The organism is Clostridioides sp. LIBA-7602 (genome assembly GCF_056688945.1).
Map to the genome: position 1 here is coordinate 3,708,671 of NZ_CP196991.1, position 23,034 is coordinate 3,731,704.

Annotated in this window: 18 protein-coding genes; 7 read left to right on the top strand and 11 right to left on the bottom strand. The window is 28.7% G+C overall.

Annotation, left to right across the window (positions count from 1 at the left end):
- Nucleotides 1-95: 95 nt before the first annotated feature.
- The 7 genes from ssnA to ACTG45_RS17300 form a co-directional block, all read right to left on the bottom strand.
- The gene (gene ssnA / locus ACTG45_RS17270) at nt 96-1,424 is read right to left on the bottom strand and encodes a putative aminohydrolase SsnA (protein ID WP_021386013.1); all 1,329 of its coding nucleotides are present in this window, start codon (nt 1,422-1,424) and stop codon (nt 96-98) included.
- Between the two features lie 27 nt (nt 1,425-1,451).
- On the bottom strand, nt 1,452-3,035 hold the full coding sequence (locus ACTG45_RS17275) for an N-acyl-D-amino-acid deacylase family protein (RefSeq protein WP_479919483.1): 1,584 nt from the start codon (nt 3,033-3,035) through the stop codon (nt 1,452-1,454).
- Between the two features lie 15 nt (nt 3,036-3,050).
- The gene (locus ACTG45_RS17280) at nt 3,051-4,238 is read right to left on the bottom strand and encodes a YgeY family selenium metabolism-linked hydrolase (protein ID WP_479919484.1); all 1,188 of its coding nucleotides are present in this window, start codon (nt 4,236-4,238) and stop codon (nt 3,051-3,053) included.
- Between the two features lie 195 nt (nt 4,239-4,433).
- Entirely contained in the window at nt 4,434-5,648 is a 1,215-nt protein-coding gene (gene dpaL / locus ACTG45_RS17285; protein WP_479917559.1) for a diaminopropionate ammonia-lyase, read from the bottom strand.
- Between the two features lie 761 nt (nt 5,649-6,409).
- Entirely contained in the window at nt 6,410-6,790 is a 381-nt protein-coding gene (locus tag ACTG45_RS17290) for a DUF3139 domain-containing protein (RefSeq protein WP_021386117.1), read from the bottom strand.
- A gap of 352 nt (nt 6,791-7,142) precedes the next feature.
- On the bottom strand, nt 7,143-8,945 hold the full coding sequence (locus tag ACTG45_RS17295; protein WP_479917560.1) for a sigma 54-interacting transcriptional regulator: 1,803 nt from the start codon (nt 8,943-8,945) through the stop codon (nt 7,143-7,145).
- Nucleotides 8,946-9,338: 393 nt separating this feature from the next.
- A complete protein-coding gene (locus ACTG45_RS17300) occupies nt 9,339-9,716 on the bottom strand; it encodes a RidA family protein (RefSeq protein ID WP_003421988.1) in 378 nt (125 codons plus the stop codon).
- Nucleotides 9,717-10,587: 871 nt separating this feature from the next.
- Between ACTG45_RS17300 and ACTG45_RS17305 the strand changes: the two genes are divergently transcribed.
- Nucleotides 10,588-11,073, top strand: coding sequence for a hypothetical protein (locus ACTG45_RS17305; RefSeq protein WP_479919485.1), 486 nt, complete (start codon nt 10,588-10,590; stop codon nt 11,071-11,073).
- A gap of 203 nt (nt 11,074-11,276) precedes the next feature.
- On the opposite strand, the gene ACTG45_RS17310 is transcribed toward ACTG45_RS17305, so the two are convergent.
- The 4 genes from ACTG45_RS17310 to ACTG45_RS17325 form a co-directional block, all read right to left on the bottom strand.
- Nucleotides 11,277-11,816, bottom strand: a complete 540-nt coding sequence (locus ACTG45_RS17310; protein WP_479919486.1) for a flavodoxin family protein — start codon at nt 11,814-11,816, stop codon at nt 11,277-11,279.
- 16 nt (nt 11,817-11,832) lie between these two features.
- On the bottom strand, nt 11,833-12,222 hold the full coding sequence (locus ACTG45_RS17315; RefSeq protein WP_479919487.1) for a MerR family transcriptional regulator: 390 nt from the start codon (nt 12,220-12,222) through the stop codon (nt 11,833-11,835).
- A 230-nt stretch (nt 12,223-12,452) separates the two neighbouring features.
- Nucleotides 12,453-13,574: an aldo/keto reductase gene (locus ACTG45_RS17320; protein WP_021386128.1), complete on the bottom strand. Its 1,122-nt coding sequence runs from the start codon at nt 13,572-13,574 to the stop codon at nt 12,453-12,455.
- 164 nt (nt 13,575-13,738) lie between these two features.
- Complete coding sequence (locus ACTG45_RS17325; protein ID WP_479919488.1) at nt 13,739-15,124, bottom strand: MATE family efflux transporter; 1,386 nt, start codon at nt 15,122-15,124, stop codon at nt 13,739-13,741.
- 180 nt (nt 15,125-15,304) lie between these two features.
- On the opposite strand from ACTG45_RS17325, the gene ACTG45_RS17330 reads away from it, so the two are divergent.
- The 6 genes from ACTG45_RS17330 (at nt 15,305) to ACTG45_RS17355 (ending at nt 23,027) form a co-directional block, all read left to right on the top strand.
- A complete protein-coding gene (locus tag ACTG45_RS17330) occupies nt 15,305-15,643 on the top strand; it encodes a winged helix-turn-helix transcriptional regulator (protein ID WP_479919489.1) in 339 nt (112 codons plus the stop codon).
- A 194-nt stretch (nt 15,644-15,837) separates the two neighbouring features.
- Entirely contained in the window at nt 15,838-17,499 is a 1,662-nt protein-coding gene (locus ACTG45_RS17335; protein WP_479919490.1) for a cell wall-binding repeat-containing protein, read from the top strand.
- A 405-nt stretch (nt 17,500-17,904) separates the two neighbouring features.
- On the top strand, nt 17,905-18,654 hold the full coding sequence (locus ACTG45_RS17340; protein ID WP_479919491.1) for an ABC transporter ATP-binding protein: 750 nt from the start codon (nt 17,905-17,907) through the stop codon (nt 18,652-18,654).
- Between the two features lie 12 nt (nt 18,655-18,666).
- Nucleotides 18,667-20,694, top strand: coding sequence for an FtsX-like permease family protein (locus ACTG45_RS17345; protein ID WP_479919492.1), 2,028 nt, complete (start codon nt 18,667-18,669; stop codon nt 20,692-20,694).
- Between the two features lie 274 nt (nt 20,695-20,968).
- Nucleotides 20,969-22,435 carry a sensor histidine kinase gene (locus ACTG45_RS17350; protein ID WP_479919493.1) on the top strand — a complete coding sequence of 489 codons (1,467 nt, stop codon included), beginning with the start codon at nt 20,969-20,971 and terminating at the stop codon, nt 22,433-22,435.
- Nucleotides 22,407-23,027, top strand: coding sequence for a response regulator transcription factor (locus ACTG45_RS17355; protein ID WP_479919494.1), 621 nt, complete (start codon nt 22,407-22,409; stop codon nt 23,025-23,027). Before ACTG45_RS17350 ends, ACTG45_RS17355 begins: the two co-directional genes overlap by 29 nt.
- The last annotated feature ends 7 nt before the right edge of the window (nt 23,028-23,034 follow it).

Here is a 23,034-nt window from a genome sequence, read left to right on the forward strand (position 1 = left end):
CCTTCTCTATTTAATTTAATATTCTATTCCGTATATTTTTTATCTATACACTTCATTTAAATTCCTATTTTTGTCTAAGTTCTATTTTACAACATTTAAATTCTATTCCATAGTTTTTGGCTTAATTCTCTACTTTTAGCTAGAATACTTTCTTCGTCTATATTTACTAACTTTCTGTCTTTCATAAGCACTTTTCCATTTATAATAGTCGTATCTACACTTCTTCCACTCATTCCAAAGATAGTGTGTCCCCCTATTGTGTTTTCTGTCAATGGAGTATGTGGTATATAATCAACTACTATTACATCTGCATAAGCACCTTTTCTAAGTACTCCTAAGTCATTTTTATAATAAGCCTTAGCTATTTTTCTATTGTTATCAAATAACATTGTTTGTGATTCTCCAAATCCAACTCTTGGGTCACTCAAGTGATGTTTATGGATTATATTAGCAACTTTTAATGATTCAAACATATCGCTAGTGTATCCATCAGTTCCTAGACCTACTGTAACATCTCTTTTTAATAACTCTATTGCTGGAGAGCATCCAACTGCATTTCCCATATTAGATTCTGGATTATGAACTACAAATGTATTTGTTTTGTTTAAAAGGCTAATTTCATCTGTACTTATATATATACAATGAACTGCTATAGTCTTTTCCTTTAATACCCCGAAATCATTAAATCTTTCTAAAACTCTCTTTCCATATTTGTCTAAATTGTACTGTAAATCGTCTAATCCTTCAGCAACGTGTACATGGTAACCTGTATCAAGACCATCCATTTCTGAAGCACACTTATTTAATGTATCATCAGATAGTGTAAAGGCAGCATGAAGACCAAACATACCTTTTATCATGTCTGTATCATCTTTTTGAGCGTATTTTATAAAGTTTACGTTTTCATTGATACCTTGTTGGATTGTATCCCCACCATCTCTATCAGATACCTCATAACAAAGGCATGTTCTTATTCCTAAATCCTTTGCAACATCTGATATTGTAAACAAACTTCCTTCAATTGCATTTGGACTTGCATGATGGTCATAAACTGTTGTCACACCATTTTTTATACATTCTATATACGTTGCATATGCACTGTATTTAGTATCTTCTAGTGTAAGCTGTTTATCAAGTCTCCACCATAAATTGTTCAGTATCTCTAAAAAATTCTCAGAAGGTTTTCCTGGAACTGCCATTCCTCTAGCAAATGAGCTGTATATATGCATATGTGAATTTATTAGACCAGGCATGATTATCTTCTTGCCTGCATCTATAAACTCATGTACTGGATATTTCGCTTTCATTTCCTCTGTAGTACCTATATCTTCAATTAGATTATCGTTTATTACTACACATCCATCTTCCATATAGGGATTTAAAGAATCTTGGCTTATTAGCCTCCCATTCCCCACTAAAATCATAAATTTATTCCCCCTTAAAGCTAAGATTTAATTTTTAAGTACTTTCCCTGCTTTAATTTTATTGTATTTTCCTTCTTCAACAACACAATTTCCATTTATAATTACATAATCTATACCTGTAGGGTACTGCATAGAGTTGATAAAATCGTCACAACCAGTAACTGTATCCTTATCAAATATAACTATATCTGCAAAATATCCTTCTTTCAATTCGCCTCTATCTTTTATACTAAAGCTTGTAGCTGCCTTTTTAGTCATTTTATAAACAGCTTCTTCAATTGTTAACACGTTTAACTCTCTAACATATCTTCCTAGTATTTTAGGGAAAGAACCATAAGCTCTTGGATGTGGTTTTCCTGCTAAAAGACCATCTGTACATACATTTTGCTCGTCTCTTTTCATAAATCCTATTATGTGTTCTTCTAATCCATAGAAATCTACCATTCCAACTGCATTTTCTTCTTCTTTTAATAAATCAAACGTTGCATCTAATGGGTCTTTTCCTCTCATTTTTCCAATTTCTAACAAGCTCTTACCAATTGTATCTTTATTTTGTTCTGTCTTTACACTTGTTACAAATATTTGGTCTATTCCTGCAAATTCTATAAAGTTATCCCAACCTTCTATTCCATTTGCTATATCTTTTTTCATTTTTGCTCTTTCGTTTTCATCACTTAATCTTTCGATTAACTTATCAGTTCCTCCAGAATGTGCCCAAGGAGGTAAAACTACTCCAAGCATTGTACTTCCTGCCGCATATGGATATTGGTCAAAAGATACTCGTATGCCTTCTTTTTCTGCTTTTTCTAAAAGCTCTATAACTTGAGGTATATACTTCCAATTTGATTTACCACAAACCTTAAAGTGTGAAAAATGAACTTTTACTCCTGATTGTTTTCCAATTTCTATGATTTCTTCCATTGATGTTAAAATTGTATCCGCTTCACTTCTTTGGTGAACTACAAATACTCCATCATACTTTGCTACAACCTTACACATTTCTATAATTTCTTCTGTCAATGAATATGCACAAGGTATATATATAAGTCCAGTAGACAATCCTATAGCTCCTGCTTTTAATTCTCTCTCTGTGATTTCACACATCTTTTGAATTTCTTCTTTAGTGGCAGGTCTATCTTCAAGCCCCATCGCTTCCATTCTAACGTTTCCATGAGGTACTAAATAAGTTTCATTTAAACCTACCCCATTGTTATCCATCATTTTTAGATAATTCTCTGTTGTTTCATATTTCCAATCAATTTCATCACTTTCACCATCTAGGCCTGCTAAATTTTTTCTCCAAGAAGATATATGTTCTTGAGGTAGAGGGGCCATAGATATACCATCTTGGCCCAACACTTCTGTTGTAATTCCCTGTCTAATCTTTACCTCATTATATGGATTAACTAAAATAACTAGGTCTGAATGGCTATGAGTATCTATGAAACCTGGACATATAACTCTACCTTTTGCATCTATAACTTTGTCAGCTTCTTCATTTAAATCCTGTGATATTTTTAATATCTTCTCATCTTCTATTAAAATATCTCCTTCATATGCTGGTGTTTTACTTCCATCTACTATAAGCCCATGTTTTATTAAAGTTCTCACAAAACCATCTCCTAATTATTTTTTGTAAACTGATTTTAATATACCATAATATCCTTCTGCACCTTTGAATAATTGGTCTAATTCTATATACTCATCTATTGTGTGAGCAAGATTTTCTTTAGAAGGACCAAATCCTATTGTTCTTATTCCAGCCTCACCTGCATAATGGCTTCCATTTGTACAGAATGAGTATTGAGTTATTTCTGAATCTATTCCAGCTTCTTTTAATCCTTTATATGCTGCTTGAACAAATTCATCCTCTTCATCATATAACCAACCTGGGAAGAATCTTTCACTTTCTATAGTATTTCCTGTATAACAATCAGCTTTTTCAACTGCATAAGAAACTTTTGCATTTAATTCTGCATCTTCTTTCATCATTTCATCTAGTAATGCTTGTATTGGAGCTAATACTCCTTCTCTTGTTTCACCAACTAATAATCTTCTGTCAAAAGTTGCTTTACAGTAATCTGGAACTACTGAAGCTCCTGGGTATGGAGAAGATTTTATATCTGTTAAAACTAGTATTCCATCACCTAAAACCGGATGAGTTGGAGGTACTAATTGTTGTATCTTTTGGATTACATTAGCCATTTTATAAACTGCATTTACACCTTTTTCTGGATTAGCAGAGTGAGCTGGTTTTCCAAAAGTCTCTACTACTATTTCTCCTCTACCTCTTTGACCAATCTTTAAGTTTAATTCTGAAGATTCACCTATTACAACATAATCAGGCTCAACAGCCTTACTTATTTCTCTAGCTGAAACTCCTTCAAATATTTCTTCGTGAACAACTCCTGCTACGTATAATTCACCTTCAAAATCTTTGTTAGTATCTTCTGCAAAGTATGAAACAGCTGCCATCATAGCACTTACTTGCCCTTTCATATCAGAAGTTCCTCTACCATATATTTTTCCATCTACTATTCTCGCTTCAAAAGGAGGAACGCTCCATTTACTTGCATCTGGAACTGGAACTGTATCTATATGTCCATCAAATAATATTTTCTTACCTGGTTTGTTTCCTTTTATACATCCTACTATATTTCCATATCTATCTCTTGACCAGCTATCAAAACCTAGTAAAGCAAAGTTTTCTTCTATTGCTTTTACTACATTTTCTTCCTGACCTGAATAACTAGCATTTCTTATTAAATCTTGGCATACTTCAGTTAATTGTTTTTTTCTTGTTTCATTTAACATTTTGATATTCCCCCATATAATTTTTAATTTGTTGGTGTTTCACTTTGACATTTTACTTTTTTAATTTATTCATACTCTACTTAATTTATTGATTTTTGACTTCTTTACATTTTATTTATTAATCTTTTATTTAGACTTTATTTTAATTTTAGTTAGCTCTTATTTTGATTTTATTTAGTTCTTATTTTAAGTCTTTTATTTACTTTGGCACTCACCATTCCAAACTATATCTTTATACTTATCAGGGTCAGTGTCTCCTTCTGTACTTATTAATAATACTTTAGAATTCTCATCTAATTTTAAAGCTGCTCTTAAGTCTTTTAAATCTTCACTTTCAAGAATTGAAACTAATGCTCCAGTTGTAACTGCTCCAGATTCTCCAGAGATTACTTTTTCATCTCCTCTTAGAGGATTTCCTAGTATTCTCATACCTTTAGCAGAAACCCAGTCTGGTGCTGAAACGAATGCTGATGAATAATTTTTTAACACTTCAAACCCTATAGTATTTGGCTCTCCACAAGCAAGACCAGCCATTATAGTTGGCATATCTCCTCCAACAAATCTTGGTTTTCCATCTCCTGCTTCTGCTGATTTATAGTAACAATCAGCTTCATCAGCTTCTACTACTACTGTTATTGGGCATTCATCATATATTGAAGCAACATATCCTTGAACTGCTCCAGCAAGTGAACCAACTCCTGCTTGCACAAATACGTGTGTTGGTCTGTCTACTCCATATTCTTTTAATTGCTCTATAGCTTCTTTAGCCATAGTTCCATATCCTTGCATTATCCATGCTGGTATTTCTTCATATCCGTCCCATGCTGTATCTTGAACCATTACTCCATGGTCATCAGCTTCTGCATAATCATTAGCTAATCTTACTGCATCATCGTAGTTTAAGTCTGTTATACTAGCATCTGCTCCTTCTCCTTTGATTTTGTTTAATCTAAATTCAGAAGAACCTTTTGGCATTAATACAACAGATTTTTGACCTAATTTATTAGCTGTCCAAGCAACTCCTCTACCATGGTTTCCATCTGTAGCTGTAAAGAAAGTTATTTCTCCTAACTTTTCTTTTATTTCTTTTGAAGTTAATTTGTCATATCCTAACTCAGATATATCTGTATCTAATCTTTGAGCTAAATATCTACCCATAGAGTAAGAGCCACCTAAAACTTTAAATGCATTTAATCCGAATCTATAAGATTCATCTTTAACATATATTCCGCTTACTCCTAGTGATTTTGCTAAGTTATCTAATTTAACTAAAGGAGTTTTTTCATATTGTGGAAAGCTCTCATGGAAAGCTTTAGCCTTTGCAATCTCTTCATCTTTTAAAAATTCAATACCTTTTTCTTTTTCCTCAGATTTAGGTAGATTATTTAATTTCCATTTTATTTCTCTCATTTATTTTATATTCCCCTTTCAAATTTTTCGGTGTCATTTTAATTTTTTATCTTTGTGTCTTAATAGTAAAGCAATTACTATGCCAATATTATTTATTCTAAAAATATTTTTTTTATGTTGGAATTACATACTTTTATAAAATTTCTTTAAATTTTATAAATTATGAATGTGAAAAATAAGATTTATAAAAGAAAAAATTCTCATATTGGGAAATTTTTATCAATACGAGAATTATCAATTCGAGAAACCGTTTCTTTGTTTTAATTTTTCCTTTATTATGCTCTTATTCTTTATATGTCTATTATTTTGTCAGATATATTACTGCCTTTATTTTCTATAACTTCTATTTCACTTTAACTTTTATTTCACTTTGTCACTGAACATAATGCCTTCATTTGCGAGTTTAAATTTACCTGATTACTTTGAAGAACTGAAACAGTGTTTAAATATCCTTTTTCCTTTAAGACTAGTTCCACTAAATACTTTTTTTATATAGTCAAATTACCATTTTAGCTATATTTTAACATATAGTCAATTTTTTAAAAATATATAACATTACTTATTTGTATATTTACATTAAAATACATAATATCAATTATAAAAAATCCGTTTTATACCTCAATTAGCTTAATTATAATACACAAATAATAAAATAATGTGTTATTTGTAGTAAAGGTAGACAATTAAGAGTTAATACCAACAAATTAATGTAAAAATAAAAAAAGAGTCTATTTTCATAAGACTCCTTTTTCTTTTATAGCTTATTTATCCAAGTAGATTGGCGGATATTTTAAATTTCTAAGTTCCTTATCAGCCTTTAATTCATGACCATCATTTAAGTCATATATTTGTAATAAAACCTTGTTTACGTATAAAGCATGATAATCATCACTATAAAAGTATTGATATTCATATTGAGGGTCATTTTTATAAGATACCTTATAAAGGATACCCTTGTAACTTGCTTTTTTTGCTTTTTCTTTTATGATTTTACTTATATCGTCTTTTGAAACTCGCTGCTCTACCATGTATTTATTAATACGTTTTTCAGCTTCATTCCAGGGTTTAAAGGATTTATCATATACAAAAAATCCTGTAAATCCTATAATTAATACTAGTAAAATAACTCCATATTTTTTCATATAAACCTCCTTATTTCAATAAAAATTACCATATAAATTCATTACAGTAAACTTTGAATAGAAGATGAATGTACTTTCTTCTTCCATATATTTTTACTTATCAAGTATTTATTAATTATTTACCATACTACATTCGTCTGTAACTAATCCTTCTCATAAGTATCCAAAAATTTATAAATTCTTATGACACTAAAAAATAAGGACGTTATCTTCTGTTAATAAAAAGATAACATCCTTATTTTTTAGTATCAATATATATGACCCAACTAGTAGTTCAATCGACCCAACTGTCATTATTTTAGTCCAATTGTATATATGTCTAGTCTAAAGTTTTCTTACTTCGTATTTTAAGTTATTGCTGTTCCTCTTCTAATTTTCTATATAATGTAGCCAAACCGATACCTAAGTCTTTCGCTATTTTTTTCTTTGTCTTTGTATCTCTTCCATACTTATTCAACAACTTACTTATATAAGTCAACTCTAATTCTTTGATTGAAAGTATCCTTTCTTGATTTTCTACTATACCTTCAACTATATCATCTTCAAAGGTTCCATTTGTACTCTTACATGCATTTCCATTAATATTATAATAGTTCAAAATATCTAATGGAAGCATATCTTTGTATATTATTCCATCATCTCCAACTAAATTCATCATATACTCAACTGCATTTTCCAGTTCCCTTATATTTCCCGGCCAATTATAGTTAATCAACATATTCATCACATTTTTTTCTATTTTATTCAATTGAATACCTAATTCTAAAGAATATTTAGAAGCAAATTTCATCATTATTGCTTCAATATCATCTTTTCTTTCCCTAAGAGGTGGCAAATTTATAGGAATTACATTTAATCTATAATATAAATCATCCCTAAACTTACCTTCATTTACTAATTTCAGTAAATTCTTATTTGTAGCGGCAATTACTCTTATATCTAAATCAATAAGTTTATTTGAGCCAATTCTTGCAAATTTTCTCTCTTGTAAGACTCTAAGTAGCTTTGCTTGTAGAGGCATCGACAAATCTCCCATTTCATCAAGAAATATCACACCTTCATTTGCAAGTTCAAATTTTCCTACCTTACCGCCACTACTAGCTCCACTAAATGCACCCTTTATATATCCAAATAGCTCACTTTCAAGAAGATTTTCTGGAATAGCAGCACAGTTTATAGCAATAAATGGCTTATTCCACCTACTACCCTCTGCATGTATAGCTCTAGCAATTAGTTCTTTACCTGTACCACTTTCACCAGTTATAAGAACAGTTGAATTTGATTTTGCTAATTTCTTGGTTCTCTCTTTAACTTTCACCATCGCTTCTGAATTTCCAATTATAGACTCTATATCACTATTTCCCCATCCACTATTAACTTTTCCATGTCCTTTGTGGTTGATATATGTCTTGTCAAATATTATTATTTTGTCATATTGATTTATATATGGATATACGGGAATTATTTTGGCATTTATATTATAAATCTTGCTATCAATATCAATTTCTAGTAATTCATGTCCATTTGAGGAGGATTCAACAGATACTATATTTACTATATTTTCTATTATATCTTTCTCAATGTCTAATTTTTTTAGAGCTATATTGTTTATGTATGATATTTTGCTATTTATATCTAGTATAATAACACCTTTTTCAACATTTTCAATTATTTCTATCATCATATTCATTTTTCTGCTACTATTTTTTGACGCTTCATGTTCTTCTATCTTCATGGAAATTAAATCGCATATATGATTGACAAATTTTAAATAATTATCTATTTTTGCACTTATTTCTACTTTTTTAGTTTTATCTGTACTAATAGCTCCAATTACCCCTATAGTACGATTATTATATTTTATTGGGACTGCTATTATTACTTTATTTAGGCATTTCATGTAATGGGAACATTCTATACAAAGCTGATTATCACATATATCCAATACGACTAATTCCTGACCTGTCTGTATAACTTTATCATAGATAAATCCTTCAGTAACAACGCTTTCATTTATCTTTGATTTATATAGACCTGTGCCACTAATCCTTATTAATCTATCGTCAACTATTTCAATATCTACATCTAACACACTAGCTACTGTTTCAGTGTATTTTATCATTTCTTGTTGAAATTCTTTTAATTTACTTAACATAGTTTCCCCCATTATAATTTAATTTACCAAATTATCAGTTTAGCTATATTTTAACATATAGTCAATCTTTAAAATATATATAAAACATTACTTATTTATATATTTGGATTAAAATACATAATATCAATTATAAAAAAATTGTTTTATATTGTGATTACATTAATTATAATATAGAAATAATAAAATGAATCATAATACAATAATAAAATACAAAAAAGCCTTCCCCATATAACAAATATATTTTTGGCACAAAAATATACATTATATGAGAAAAGCTCAATAGTTAAATATTTAGATAGATTTTTATATAGACTTTTTTAATATAAACTTTTTTAATTGTAGACTTTTTTTATTAGTTTTTAATTTTCATTAGTTTTGTTATTGGTTTTATTGTTATAATACTGCCATTGCTTCAATTTCTAAAACTGCATCTTTTGGTAATTGAGCAACTTGTACACATGATCTTGCTGGTGGATTTTCTTTAAAATATGTAGCATACACTTCATTAATATCATTAAAATCTTTTAAATCTTTTACGAATACTGTAGTCTTAAATATTTTATCCATGCTTGTACCAGCTTGTTCTAATATTGCTTTTACATTATCTAAAGAAGCTTTTGTTGCTTCTTTTGGGTCAGATACTAACTCACCAGTTTTCATATCTATTGGAAGCTGACCTGATGTAGAAACTATATTTCCAACTTGTATCGCTTGAGAATATGGTCCAATTGCTCCTGGAGCTTTCTCTGTAGCTATTACTACTTTTGACATAATTTCACCTCCTATTATTAGGTTATATTTACAGGAAAATAAAATTTCCTAAACACCAATATCAATATGAACCTTTAGATTAAATTTCAAATCTAAAACTTCAAATAATCAATACTTAGATGATTATATTTATTTGTGTCCATGTTAACTTTTATTAAAGCAATTAACATGCCAAATTTTACCTATATATAAAATTTTGTGAAGTCATTCAAACCAGCCACATCTAAATATTTTTATAAAAAAACGCTTCAAAATTATTTTTCGTAATGTCAATTTTTTTCTCATATCTAGAAATTTACCAACTTGAGAATTCTTGTTTTGAGAATTTATATGTTAAAACCAGTTTTTAATCCTAAATTATCAAGTTATTATGTATGAATTATCAAGTTATTATGTATGAAAGAACTATAGTTGACAATCCAACCACTATAAATAGTAAAACCTTTACCCAAACCTTATTTACTCTAGTTATCATAGAGCCTATTGAAAATATAATAGCTAAATATAATAGTAACCAAAAAATCATCAATACCCATCACCATTGCTGAGAACTCACAAATCCCTCTTTTAATAACCTTACTTCATAATATTATTCTTCTCATAATAAATTTATAATCTATCAGTAAATTATTATGTTGATTACCTCTCAGCAACTTTCTCCTTTCCTATTTTTTAAATCTTTTATAGAATTGTATCATGTCTAAGTGAATTTTCATACTATTAAGTCTTTTTTATAATAAAGCATTAGCTCTTATTCTATGCCTAATAATGTAAGATTGTAGTTATTTTATTGATTTTAATAAATTTATTTAATATACTAATATTAATTATTTTTATATGAAATTATTATTTATTAGGGGGATTTTTTAATATGGGTAAAAGTGAATTAACAGCAGAAACAACAGAGGAAATGTTAAAGGTATTAAGTGGTAAAGATTATAATGTTGCTTGTGATTTACATGAACTTGGTAAATCATTAGATTGCAAAATTGAGCCAAAGACAGGTGCTCGTTCTTACAAGATAGTATATTCCACTAAGAAACCAAAACGTAGCCTATTTACTATAGAATGTAACGAAAAAAAATGGAGAGTTAAAGCAAATCTTTTTCATCTAAATACATATAAAGATGTTGTAGAAGAATGTTCTAAAACTATTAAGGAAAGTATCACTAAAACTCGTACTTGTAAAAAATGTAATTCAAAGTGTATTGGTGGTTCTTCATTTGAATTAGATGGAAAGTCTTACTTGACTTGTATAGGAAGTGGTCATTATTTTGCAAATATGGAAGAAACTGATTGGAAAAACTTAGAAAAATTAATTATTAAGGAAAATAATATCATGCAAGAATCTTTATAATTTTTTATGATAATTATTAAGATATATGAGTGATACTAAATATTTAGATAATTATCATAAAATAAATGGAGTGTCCCAAAATGAACTTTTTAGTTCATGAGGCACTCTTTTTTGTATGAACTCAAATATATTTTCATAATTTCAACAATAAAAAAGAAGCTTATCTCTATTTTGAGATAGCCCCTTTATTATATACAAACATACTATGCCAACTTGCCCATTTCATATGCCTGTTTCATTGACTCACTTCCCTTAATATCACCTATGTGCCAAGCTCCTACACCATATACTATACCTTTTTCCTTAGCACCATTTAAACATGATGTAAACCCTCTAAATCCTTCTATTGTTCTTTCCATATCATCCACATTATTGTCTGCTGCTGCAACAATAAAATAGAAATCTTTATCACAAATTTCAGTATATCTAGAACAAGTTCTATCAATCATAGTTTTCATTTGTCCATTCATAGTATAAAAATAAACTGGAGTTGCCAAAACAATCACGTCTGCTTCAATCATTTTTTCAAGAATTTCTCCCATATCATCCTTCTGTGGACAACTTGCTCCTTTTTCATAACAAGCACCACATCCAGTACAGTAGTTAACATCTTTATCTTTTAGAAATATCTTCTCTACTTTATGTTTTGATTCTAATGCCCCTTGCATAAATTGGTCACACAATAAATCAGAATTTCCACCTTTTCTAGGGCTTGCGGATACTATTAATACATTTTTACTCATAATATACTTCCTCCACTTATTTACTTATACTGTTTTCTAATGTCTTTTCTTTTTCAGCAAGACCTTCTTCATATCTATCAATCTTAAAATTTAATCGTTCCAAAGTTTTTTGCATTTCTTCCATTCTTCTCGCCAACTGATTTCTCTGCTCTATTAAAAGTTCTTTTCTCGCTTTAATAGTACTATTTCCCTGTTGAAACATAGCCACATATTCAATCAATGTCTCAATAGAAAGTCCTGCACTTCTCATACATTTTATGAAATTAACCCACTCGCAATCTTTTTCTGTAAAGGACCTAATCCCACTTTTATTTCTACCTACAGGTGGTATCAGACCAATTCTTTCATAATATCGTAAAGTATCTGCTGAAAGCTCGTATTTTTTGCTAACTTCTGAAATCGTCATACATACATACCTCTCTCTTGATATTGTATAGATTAAAATATCATTAGATAATTCAAATAATATTCTATAGAAATTTCTTATTCTGTTTAGCCATAGTTAGTAACTTCTGAACCTCCCATGACTAAAATCACAAGTGTACGTAACTATTTTTTAATCAAAACTACTTACTCTATTTATCTACATGTAATTATTTTTCAAAATTATTTATCCTTCTTATTTATAGCTACTAATTATTTTTCAAAGATTTCTGCCACATCCTTTAAAGCATCTATAATTTTAATATGTTGTGGGCAACTTTCCTCACATTGTTTACATCCAATACAATCTGATGCTTTACCATAAGTCTTAGTATAGTTATTATAGTAAACCATCTGTGTTGAAAATCCAGCATTAATAGCTTGTTTTTCTGAATTATACAATGCAAAATAGTTTGGAATAGCAATATTTTTTGGACATCCTTCTACACAATACTGACATGCAGTACATGGAACTGCAATTGATTCATTGATAATTTCTACAGCTTCGTCTATAACATCATATTCTTCTTTTATAAATGGTTTAAAATTTTGCATATATCCTGTATTGTCTAATAATTGTTCCATATTTGACATTCCACTTAAGACCATCATAACATTGTCTTTACTTGCTGCAAAACGGATTGCCCAAGATGGTATTGACATATCTGGATTATAATCATTGAATAACTTCTCTGCCTTTTCTGGTACCTTTGCAAGTGTGCCTCCTTTTACTGGCTCCATAACAATCACAGGCTTATTGTGCTTTTCTGCTATCTCATAACATTTTCTAGACTGTATACTTTCATTGTCCCAGTCTATATAGTTAATCTGTAATTGAATAAAGTCTACTTCTGGATGTTCAGTCAAGACTTTATCTAATAATTCTGCACTATCATGAAAAGAAAAACCAATATTCTTTATTTTCCCTTCTTTTTTCTTTTCTTCAATAAACTTAAAACTATCAAATTTTTTGGCTACCTCATAATGTGATACACCTATATTGTGTAAAAGGTAATAATCAAAATAATCTACACCACACTTTTCTAACTGTTCATTAAAAATAGTCTCTTGTTCTTCTTTTTTCTTTAAAACCATTAATGGCAGTTTGGTAGCTACAGTAAAACTATCTCTTTTATGTCTCTTTACTAAAGATTCTCTCAGTGCTATCTCACTTTTTCCCATATGGTATACATAAGCTGTATCAAAATATGTAAATCCTCTCTCCAAAAAAGTATCAATCATTTTATTTAAATATTCCATATCAATAGTTGTAACATCATTCTCATCTTTTATTGGTAAACGCATTAATCCAAAACCTAATTTTTTTGCCTCCATTGTTTTACTTCCCCCTTTAAATCTTATTTAATTTATTTCTTTTTAACTTCTCTTTTAAATCTATACAAATCTTGTATAACTATACTTTACTACTTGGAGTTAACTTCAAGTCAATAGCTTTTTTTATTTTTAGTCCAAATATTATAAAAATATAGTTTTTAATATTAATCCAAAGCATGTTCTTTCCACTTTCCACTTTTCCAACGCCACAAAAAACAGATACTTCGGAAAATCCAATCCATAAGCATTGCTATAAATACACTCAAAACACCAATTCCTACCACATAAGCTAATAAGTAGCTACACCCAATACGAAAAATAAGCATAGAGAAAATAGAAATAATCATAGGATACCTTACATCACCAGAAGCTCTAAATGAATTTGGCAATACAAAGGAAAGAGGCCAAACAGTTATCCAACCACTAATATGGATAATCATAATCTCAAAAGCTAAATAAAATGTGATATTGGATAGATTGTAAAGATTAAGAATAGGATTTAATAGAAGTAAAATTCCTAAATTAAGTATAGCCATATAAAACCAAGATAATCTAAGCAGATACTTTGTATATAAAGTGGCATGTTCGAATTCCTTAGCACCTACACATTGAGATACTACAATAGTGATTGCTAAACCTAATGCTTGACCTGGAATGGTAGCTACATTAATAAGGCTTCCTGTTACGGCATTTGCTGTAATTGCACTTGTTCCAAATACAGCAATTAAACTTGTAAGAATTATTCTTCCTATTTGAAAAATACTGTTTTCTAAACTGGCAGGAATACTGATTTTTAAGATATTTTTGATTGTATTTAAGTCAATATCCCAAAAAGAATATGAACGAATAGAAATTGTTAATTTCGGATTACGTAACATAAGTATGGTTGTTGTAGCTCCAACAACTCTTGCAGTTAGAGTGCCTATCCCAGCTCCTAATACACCCAATTGCAACCCGTATATTAGTAAAGCATTTATCCCTATATTGATTACATTCATAATAAGGGAATTAATCATAGCAGTTTTAGTATCTCCCATTGCTCTAAACAAAGCTACTGATGAACTATAAACAGCTATAAAAGGAAAGGAAACTGCTGTTATATAGAAGTATATTCTAGCGTTTCTCATGACATCGTGCTCTATAGTTCCAAAAAACAACGATAAAAGTCTGTGATTAAAAATCAAGCAAATTGTCATAAATAACACAGATATTCCAAAGCTGACAGTCAACAGCTGTTTTCCAGCAAGATTACTCTTTTCTGAGTTTTTGCTACCTAGATATTGACCTGCTACTATAGCTCCTCCAGCAGCAAGAGCAGTTAATAGGTATATAAGCAAAGTATTGATGGTATCTACAAGAGAAACACCAGAAACTGCACTTTCTCCAACTGAAGATACCATTAACGTATCAAACATACCTATTGATAACATCAAAGTCTGCTCAATCATCAAAGGAATAACTATTTTTTTCAAACTTTGTTTAGAAAACATCCCCTTTTGAAAAACATCTATTTTCTGTAAGTCTTTACTTATTTTTTTTATTTTTGCCATAACACAACTCTCCCCTATCAATAAAATTCTTTCAGGGCTAATGATAGCATTGCATATTGAAATCGAAAAGTACTGTCTTTTTATGTTTATAGTATCAAATATGCTACTAAGTATCTCAAAATAAAGTATGTTGAATTTAAAAATACTCTGCTTTATACTTAAATTCAAGGAGAGGTTTTTATGAAAAATAATTCATCAAAAGTTGAACGATGTGAAACGATAGTTAAGATACAAAAAATATTAGGAGGCAAATGGAAAATTGAAATTCTCTACTATATATCTTTAAAAACAATACGATTTGGAGAACTACAGCGACAGATTGGAAACATTACTCAATCTACATTAACAAAACAACTTAGAGAACTAGAATCAGATGGTTTTATTTCTAGACATATTTATGAAGAAATCCCACCTAAGGTAGAATATTCTCTAACAGATTTAGGAATAAGTTTTGTTCCTGTTTTAGAACATATGAAACAATGGGGAAAGACTCATTTATCAAATAATAAAAATGAATAGTGTATACCCCTTTTAAAAAGCATTTTCCTTTTTATATTTATGATACAATATTGAATATAAAAAGGAAAATTTTGTTTTTAAATAATCTTATCTGTTGATTTTATAGTATCAGATTTAATATCAGCTTACTTTTAAGATTATATTTTACTAAGTAACGCTAAATAATAAAATTTTAAAGATTGTGAGGTAAAAATATGAATAAGAAAAATTTAGCTATATTAGTATCGGGTATGATGTTTTTTTCTAGTTTTTCAGTAATCTTTGCAGATAATGCTACAAAACAAGAACGACTAATAGGTAAAACAAGATATGAAACAGCCGTAGAAGTAAGTAAATTGGGGTGGGTTCAATCAAAAACAGCTATTCTAGTTAATGGTAACTCTATTCAAAGTGCCCTTTGTGCAAATCCATTTGCTATACTAAAGAATGCACCTATTCTTTTAGTAAACAGTAATAGTATTGAGAGTTCGACTAAAGCTGAACTTAAAAGACTTGGTGTAGAAAATGTGTACATAGTAGATAGTGGAAATAGTATTTCTGCTAAAGTAGAAAATGAGCTAAAATCAATTAACATAAAAATAAATAAAGTCGCAGGAAATAATATATATGAAATGTCTACAAATGTACTTAAAGAAATAGATAAAATAAAAAAAGTAGAAAATGTTGCTGTTGTAAATGGATTAAAGGGGTTATCTGATGCAGTTAGCATAGCTTCTCCAGCAGCAATACATAATATGCCTATAATACTAGTATCAGATGAAAACAGTAATGATAGTAGTGTAAATTTCTTAAACAATAGGTCTATAAAAAAATCTTACATAGTTGGAGGAAGTAAGGTTTTATCAGATAATACAGTAAAAAAATATCCAAACAGAGAAAGAATTAGTGGTTCAGATAGAAACAATACTAATGCAAAAATTATTGAGAAATTTTATAAAGACAAAAAAATAAATAATGTATTTGTAGCTAAAGATGGTATTAACCAAGAAAATGCACTAGTAGATTCATTATCAATAGGAGTACTAGCTGCTAAAGAAAATTCACCTATAATGATATCTAATGGTAGCCTCGTAAATAGTCAAAAGGAATTTATTAAAAATAAAGATATAGATGAAATAACACAAGTAGGAGGAGGATATAACCAAAAAGCGTTTGAAGATATTTTAAAATTAAAAAATGTCGACATAAGAAATAAAACTAAAAAAGTATCTTTAATACAGGCTAAAGAACTATTAAAACAAGCTCTTCCAGGAAGTAATATTTTAGTTTGTTACTATGATGAAGATGATAATAAATACGACTGCAAAGTTATAAAAGATAATGTCCTATATGAGATAGAAATTGATGCCTACTCTGGTAAAATAATAGAAATTGAAAAAGATGATGACTTAAATGATAGTAATTTAGGTACAAAAAATATATCATTGGACAAAGCTAAATCTATAGCACTAGATACTGTTCCTAATGGTAATTTAATCTATTGTAAATATGATGTTGAGGATAATGAATATGAAGCTAAAATAGTAAAAGACAATAAAACATATGAATTAGAGATAAATGCATTTGATGGAAGAATTGTAGATATTGACATGGACAATGATTCTGATGATGACTTTGATGATAATGATAATAATCACAATAATAACTCTAATACTAATGATAACAATTCTATTATTAGTGCTGAAAAAGCTAAATCAATAATGCTAAGTAAAGTTCCCGATGGAAAAATAGTAAAATTTGAATATGATAAAGATGATAAAGAATATGAAGGTGAACTAATAAAAGGAAATACTGAATATGAGATAACAATCAATGCAATTACTGGTGAAATATTGGAATTTGAAATAGACAATTAATAAAATATATACTTTATTAATTATCACAAAGCCATAAATACTGGATTATTCCGTATATATGGCTTTTTTTATTTTTGTTTTTTAAATGGTTTATCCTCTCACATCACTATATATATACACATGTCTTTTAACTCAATTCTAATAAAAAGTTTAGTAAGTACTATATATCCTTATGATAATCTACTCCTTCAATTCTTTGATAGTAATTCCCTTTCATCTACAAAATACAATAAAAAGATTAAATTAAAACCCAGTCTTTTCTCACAGCATCTAGAAAAGAAAGGTTTTTAGATAATATTTTATAATATTATTAATTTGCCTAAAATTATTGCGTGATTTACTCATGAACGAACAATAAAGTTAATATATAATTTGACTGTATTAAGATGAAAGGAGATATATACTATGAATACCATATTAAAAGTAAATGACATAACTAAAATTTATACTAAAGGTCAACAACCGAGTTTAGATAATGTGTCCTTTAATGTATCAGAAGGAGAATTTATAGGAATAATGGGGGCTTCTGGTTCTGGAAAAACAACTCTTCTTAACGTATTATCTACAATTGATAAACCAACAAGTGGGGATGTTTTCATAAACAATGTAAACTTAAAATCACTTAATGATACTAGTTCTGCTGATTTTCGTAAAAATAATTTAGGCTTTATCTTTCAAGAATATTTTTTACTGGACAGTCTCACAATTTTTGAAAATATTTCAGTACCTCTTACTCTAAAAAAACTACCTCCAGATAAAATAGAAAATCTAGTAAGAAGTCTATCCGAACGATTTGGCATAACTGCTCAATTAAACAAATATCCAAATGAATTATCTGGTGGTCAAAGGCAAAGAGCTTCAGCAGTTAGAGCAATAGTTAAACAACCTAGTATCCTGTTTGCAGACGAGCCAACAGGAGCTTTAGATTCCAATTCAGCTACTCAACTACTCTACTCACTACAAGAAGCAAATGAGGAATTGAATACAACAATTTTAATGGTGACTCATGATGCTTATGCAGCTAGTTTTGCAAATCGAATTTTGATTTTTAAAGATGGTTGTATTATTAAAGAACTACACAAACAACAAAATGACAGGCATACATTTTACGAATTGATTATTAAAGAAATTACAAAATTGGATACTAAAAGATAGGAGGATAATTTAATGAACATTTTTTATATGGCAATAAAAAACCTTAAAAAGAACTTTTCATTCTATTCTCTATATATGCTTTCAGTCTCTTTTGTCATCACTGTATTTTTTGCATTTACTTCATTTTCGGTTAATAAGGTAATGCTAGAAAAGATTTCAACTGATGGTAGAGTTGAGTCTATGTGCAATGTTATCTCTATATTTTTAATGGCTTTTGTTATCTTCTATATGGCATATTCAAATCGTTTTTTCTTGAGACGTCGTACAAAAGAGCTGAGTATATATGCTTTTCTTGGATATCGCAAGTTTGCAATCCTATCACTACTTACTTTTGAGAATATATTAATTTGTAGTGGAGCTTTTATTGTAGGATTGGTATTAGGAGCATTGGCTCATAAGGGTATTATCTTTGGAATTACTACTCTGCTCAATTTATCAATTGACAATTCACAAATACCATTTTTTAATATAAGTGCAATAGGTAAAACAACACTCTTTATAGTATTCGTTGTTTTAGTAATATCTATATCAAATGCTAAGTTTCTTTTTAGGACTTCACTTATAAAATTAGTAAGATATGAAAAAAGTGCAGAAAAAAAGTTGAAGTGCAGAAAAATTCCAGCTTTTATGGGCTTCATTATGATTTTAAGTGGCTATTGTCTGGCATTAGATATTCTTCGTGGAACTAAGTCGGTATGGATACGTATAGGATTTTATCAAATAGGATTGGTAACTATGATTCTTATTGTAATTGGTACAGCTCTCTTTATCAGTGCCTTTCTTCCATACATTATGCAACAGAGAAAAAAAAATAGACAAGCTTTCTACACAGATATGAAGATAATAACTATTCCAAACTTTATCTATCGTATACGCTCAAATTCTAAGACTCTAATTATGCTTACATTACTATCTGCTTCTACTTTAACAGTTTCAAGTGTTATGGCACTTTCTTTATACTATCCTATTGCATCAATTTCACGTATTGCACCTTCAGAGATAGAATTTAGGGTAGAAAGAAATGAACAAGTTGAAGATGTAAAACAAATTGTAAGTCGATATACTTCTGATACAGACGATGTTATTTTTACACAGACAGATATTTATAAAGTAACATCTTCAGCAAAAGACCTTCCTCTTGAATATGGGATTGGTACATCTAAAAATGAGCTATCTAATAATAGTTCATCTAAAGTAGTTATCTCAAGAAAAGCAGGATTTGAGTGTATATCTTTTTCGGACTATTGTACATTATTAGAAGCACAAGGTAGAACCAAACTGCTAAAGCAACTTACACCTTTAAATGATAATGAATGTATTTTGATGAAGTATCAACCAAATAATGATGGAAGTATTGAAAATGGAATGATTTACCCACTACTCATCAATGGTAAAGAAACACCTATAACTGTAAGAGAAACATCATTAAACAATACCATTTCTTTTGGTAATAGTGTTGGAACACTTATTGTTAGTGATAATATATATAAAGAAATAGAACAAAATAAATTGCCAGTAACAAGTATTTTGAGTATCAATGGTAAATCAATTAAAAACAATGAAAAATTATATGGTGATATTTCAGATTATCTAAATAAAAGCCCTTATTTACAAGGACATTCTCACAGGATTAATGATTTATTATCAATTAATAGCTCTACATTCCTACTAATAGGATTTCTCGTTATTTTATTCTTTATTGCTGTTGGAAGTATATTATACTTTAACAATATAACAGCAATTTTAGATTCAAAGTCTGATTATGAGATTTTACAAAAAATGGGCTACACTGATATACAAATTAAAAAAATTATTAAAAAACAGGTATTACCATTTTTTAATATTCCGTTTTTACTTGGGATGTTGGATTGTGCATTTGCTACTTTGGTCTATAAAACTGCTTTGATGCAAAATTTACTTGGAACCTCATTCTCACAATATATACCTGTAATTATTGCGGTTTTCTCAACTGCTATAGTATATTTAATATATTACATACTTACTACTAAATCCTGTTGTAAAATCGTATTAAAAAAATGATATTTTTCAAATCGTCATACTTAAATGTGTGGCGATTTGGTATACTTTATTTATTTATAAATATTTGATATAATACAAAACTATAAATTCATAGGTTTAATGTAGTCATAAACTTGATATAGTACAATACTATAAATTCATAAGGAGGTGTATAAGATTGCCAAACTTTAATTTAAAAACATTATTTTTAGGAAACTACATCCTATCACTCCTCTTTATGGGAATCTCTACAAGTATTGAAATTTATATGAATATACAAAGCATTATCCCCTTAATGATTTCAACATTATTGCTTATAGATATTACATATATAACTTCTTGTAATGTCAGGGAAAATAACATTATTTCACTATTTTGTGGGTTATTAGCACTAGATAGTTGGTATTTACTCTTGTCATTTGTAGCCACACCAATAGGTACTATTATTTTTAAAATATTAAACACAATTATAGCGTATGTCTCTATCAAGTTCATATTTTTATTTTTATTTCAAGGTAGTGGATACAAATTTCGTAAGATAACAGATATTTTGTTAATTATTACCTGTATTACTGCAATTATGGGAGCATTTATATCTGACAAAATCTATGCTTGTATGTATGGAATACAGTTTGTTGTAAGTATAATAAGCTTTTTCTATATTATTTTTTATCATTGGAAAAGAGTCACTTTTGTTATAAGAAGTGAAAAAAGACCTATACTGATTTCTGTATTTATAACAATTATAGGATTCCTTATTTATTATTTTTTCACACTAAAAATATCAAATCATATTGGTAATTTTGGAATCTATCTAACTGTATTGATATTTTCTATGAGTATTCATGGTATTGTACTTAAAGAAAATGATAATTTTCCTATTTCAACAGTTTTTAACTTAAAACAAAGGTCTATTTTTCTTTTTACGAGTATTACAGTTATTAGTTTGATGGTACTACTTAGTAGTGGTAATTTTTCTATAATATTAATCGCTATAAATGTTTTATTTATGCTGATTTTCCTTTGTAACATTATTTTAGAATTTAATTTAAAACACGAAAAAAATCAAACTCCTAGAAATAGTAAGTATACTTTTGCATTAGAGAGATTACAACAAGAGGAACAACTAAAAACAGATTTTTCTAATTTTTTACATGACGATGTGTTACAAGATTTGCTTTCAATAAAAAATATGACAAGTAAGTCATATCGTCCAGAAGTACAAGATATTATATATGAAACACTTAACAACTTAAATACATGTATAAGAAAGCAGATGCAGGACTATCATCCTGTAATCTTAAAAAATTTGACAATAAAAGAAAATTATCAGAATTTGATTGAAAGTGTTTCTTCATCATTTCCACAAAGAAATATCCTAGTTGCCTTTAAGTGTTCTGATACTCTATTCTTGGTTGAGCCATATGATATATTGATGTACCGTCTAATTAAAGAATTATTGACCAACGTATATAAACACTCAAATGGTAGCCACGCGTGGATAACTTTATCACTAGAAAAAGATATAATAAAATTATCTGTTGGTGATAATGGTGCGACAAATACATCCTTTAAAACTAATTTAGATACACCTAAAATGCCTTTAGATACAACAAAGCATAAGGGCATTATCTCCATTAAAGAACAAGTAGAAAATCTAGGAGGAACAATAAATATTTCTGATAATATACCTCACGGAATTTGTGTACAAATTACAATTCCTATGAAAGGAGATGGTTCATATAAATATTTTGTTAGTTGATGACCACATGCTTTTTGCTAAAAGCTTGTCTATTGCATTAGAAGAATATGAAGAACTCGAACAATTTTATTCCACACAAGATGTTCATAATTTATCAGAAATAATTATAAATAAAAAAATAGATATTGTATTGATGGATATAAATCTTAGAGACTTAAGTGAATGTGATGGCTTAGAGGTAGCTTATAATTTATTAGAAACTAACCCTACCATTAAAATAATAATGTTGACTGGATATGACCTACCAGTTTATAAATATAAAGCTAAAAAAATAGGTATCTGTGGATTCCTTAATAAGAATATCAGTCCAGATAGTTTAATTGATTCATTATTAAAAGTCCATCAAGGTCGAACTTGTTTCCCATCTGAAAATAATGAACTAATTATTGAAGATTTGACAAGTATGGAGAAAAAAATATTACAACTTATCTGTAGTGGAAAAAAAAGAAAAGTGATTGCTGATGAATTGTACATAAGTGAAAGAACATTATCAAATCATTTACAACACATATATTACAAATTAGATGTTTCTTCATCAGTTGAGGCTATTACAAAAGCAATTCAAATGGGCTATATTTCTCCAGTATATTAAAAAAATA

Excerpts from the sequence above, each read along its gene's own strand:
- ACTG45_RS17305 (WP_479919485.1), top strand. The coding sequence starts at position 10,588 with ATGGGTAAAAGTGAATTAACAGCAGAAACAACAGAGGAAATGTTAAAG.
- ACTG45_RS17345 (WP_479919492.1), top strand. The coding sequence starts at position 18,667 with ATGAACATTTTTTATATGGCAATAAAAAACCTTAAAAAGAACTTTTCA.
- ACTG45_RS17355 (WP_479919494.1), top strand. The coding sequence starts at position 22,407 with ATGGTTCATATAAATATTTTGTTAGTTGATGACCACATGCTTTTTGCT.
- ACTG45_RS17320 (WP_021386128.1), bottom strand. The coding sequence starts at position 13,574 with ATGGAGGCAAAAAAATTAGGTTTTGGATTAATGCGTTTACCAATAAAA.
- ACTG45_RS17350 (WP_479919493.1), top strand. The coding sequence starts at position 20,969 with ATGATTTCAACATTATTGCTTATAGATATTACATATATAACTTCTTGT.
- ACTG45_RS17290 (WP_021386117.1), bottom strand. The coding sequence starts at position 6,790 with ATGAAAAAATATGGAGTTATTTTACTAGTATTAATTATAGGATTTACA.
- ACTG45_RS17310 (WP_479919486.1), bottom strand. The coding sequence starts at position 11,816 with ATGAGTAAAAATGTATTAATAGTATCCGCAAGCCCTAGAAAAGGTGGA.
- ACTG45_RS17295 (WP_479917560.1), bottom strand. The coding sequence starts at position 8,945 with ATGTTAAGTAAATTAAAAGAATTTCAACAAGAAATGATAAAATACACT.
- dpaL (WP_479917559.1), bottom strand. The coding sequence starts at position 5,648 with ATGAGAGAAATAAAATGGAAATTAAATAATCTACCTAAATCTGAGGAA.
- ACTG45_RS17300 (WP_003421988.1), bottom strand. The coding sequence starts at position 9,716 with ATGTCAAAAGTAGTAATAGCTACAGAGAAAGCTCCAGGAGCAATTGGA.
- ACTG45_RS17325 (WP_479919488.1), bottom strand. The coding sequence starts at position 15,124 with ATGGCAAAAATAAAAAAAATAAGTAAAGACTTACAGAAAATAGATGTT.
- ACTG45_RS17315 (WP_479919487.1), bottom strand. The coding sequence starts at position 12,222 with ATGACGATTTCAGAAGTTAGCAAAAAATACGAGCTTTCAGCAGATACT.
- ACTG45_RS17335 (WP_479919490.1), top strand. The coding sequence starts at position 15,838 with ATGAATAAGAAAAATTTAGCTATATTAGTATCGGGTATGATGTTTTTT.
- ssnA (WP_021386013.1), bottom strand. The coding sequence starts at position 1,424 with ATGATTTTAGTGGGGAATGGGAGGCTAATAAGCCAAGATTCTTTAAAT.
- ACTG45_RS17330 (WP_479919489.1), top strand. The coding sequence starts at position 15,305 with ATGAAAAATAATTCATCAAAAGTTGAACGATGTGAAACGATAGTTAAG.
- ACTG45_RS17280 (WP_479919484.1), bottom strand. The coding sequence starts at position 4,238 with ATGTTAAATGAAACAAGAAAAAAACAATTAACTGAAGTATGCCAAGAT.
- ACTG45_RS17340 (WP_479919491.1), top strand. The coding sequence starts at position 17,905 with ATGAATACCATATTAAAAGTAAATGACATAACTAAAATTTATACTAAA.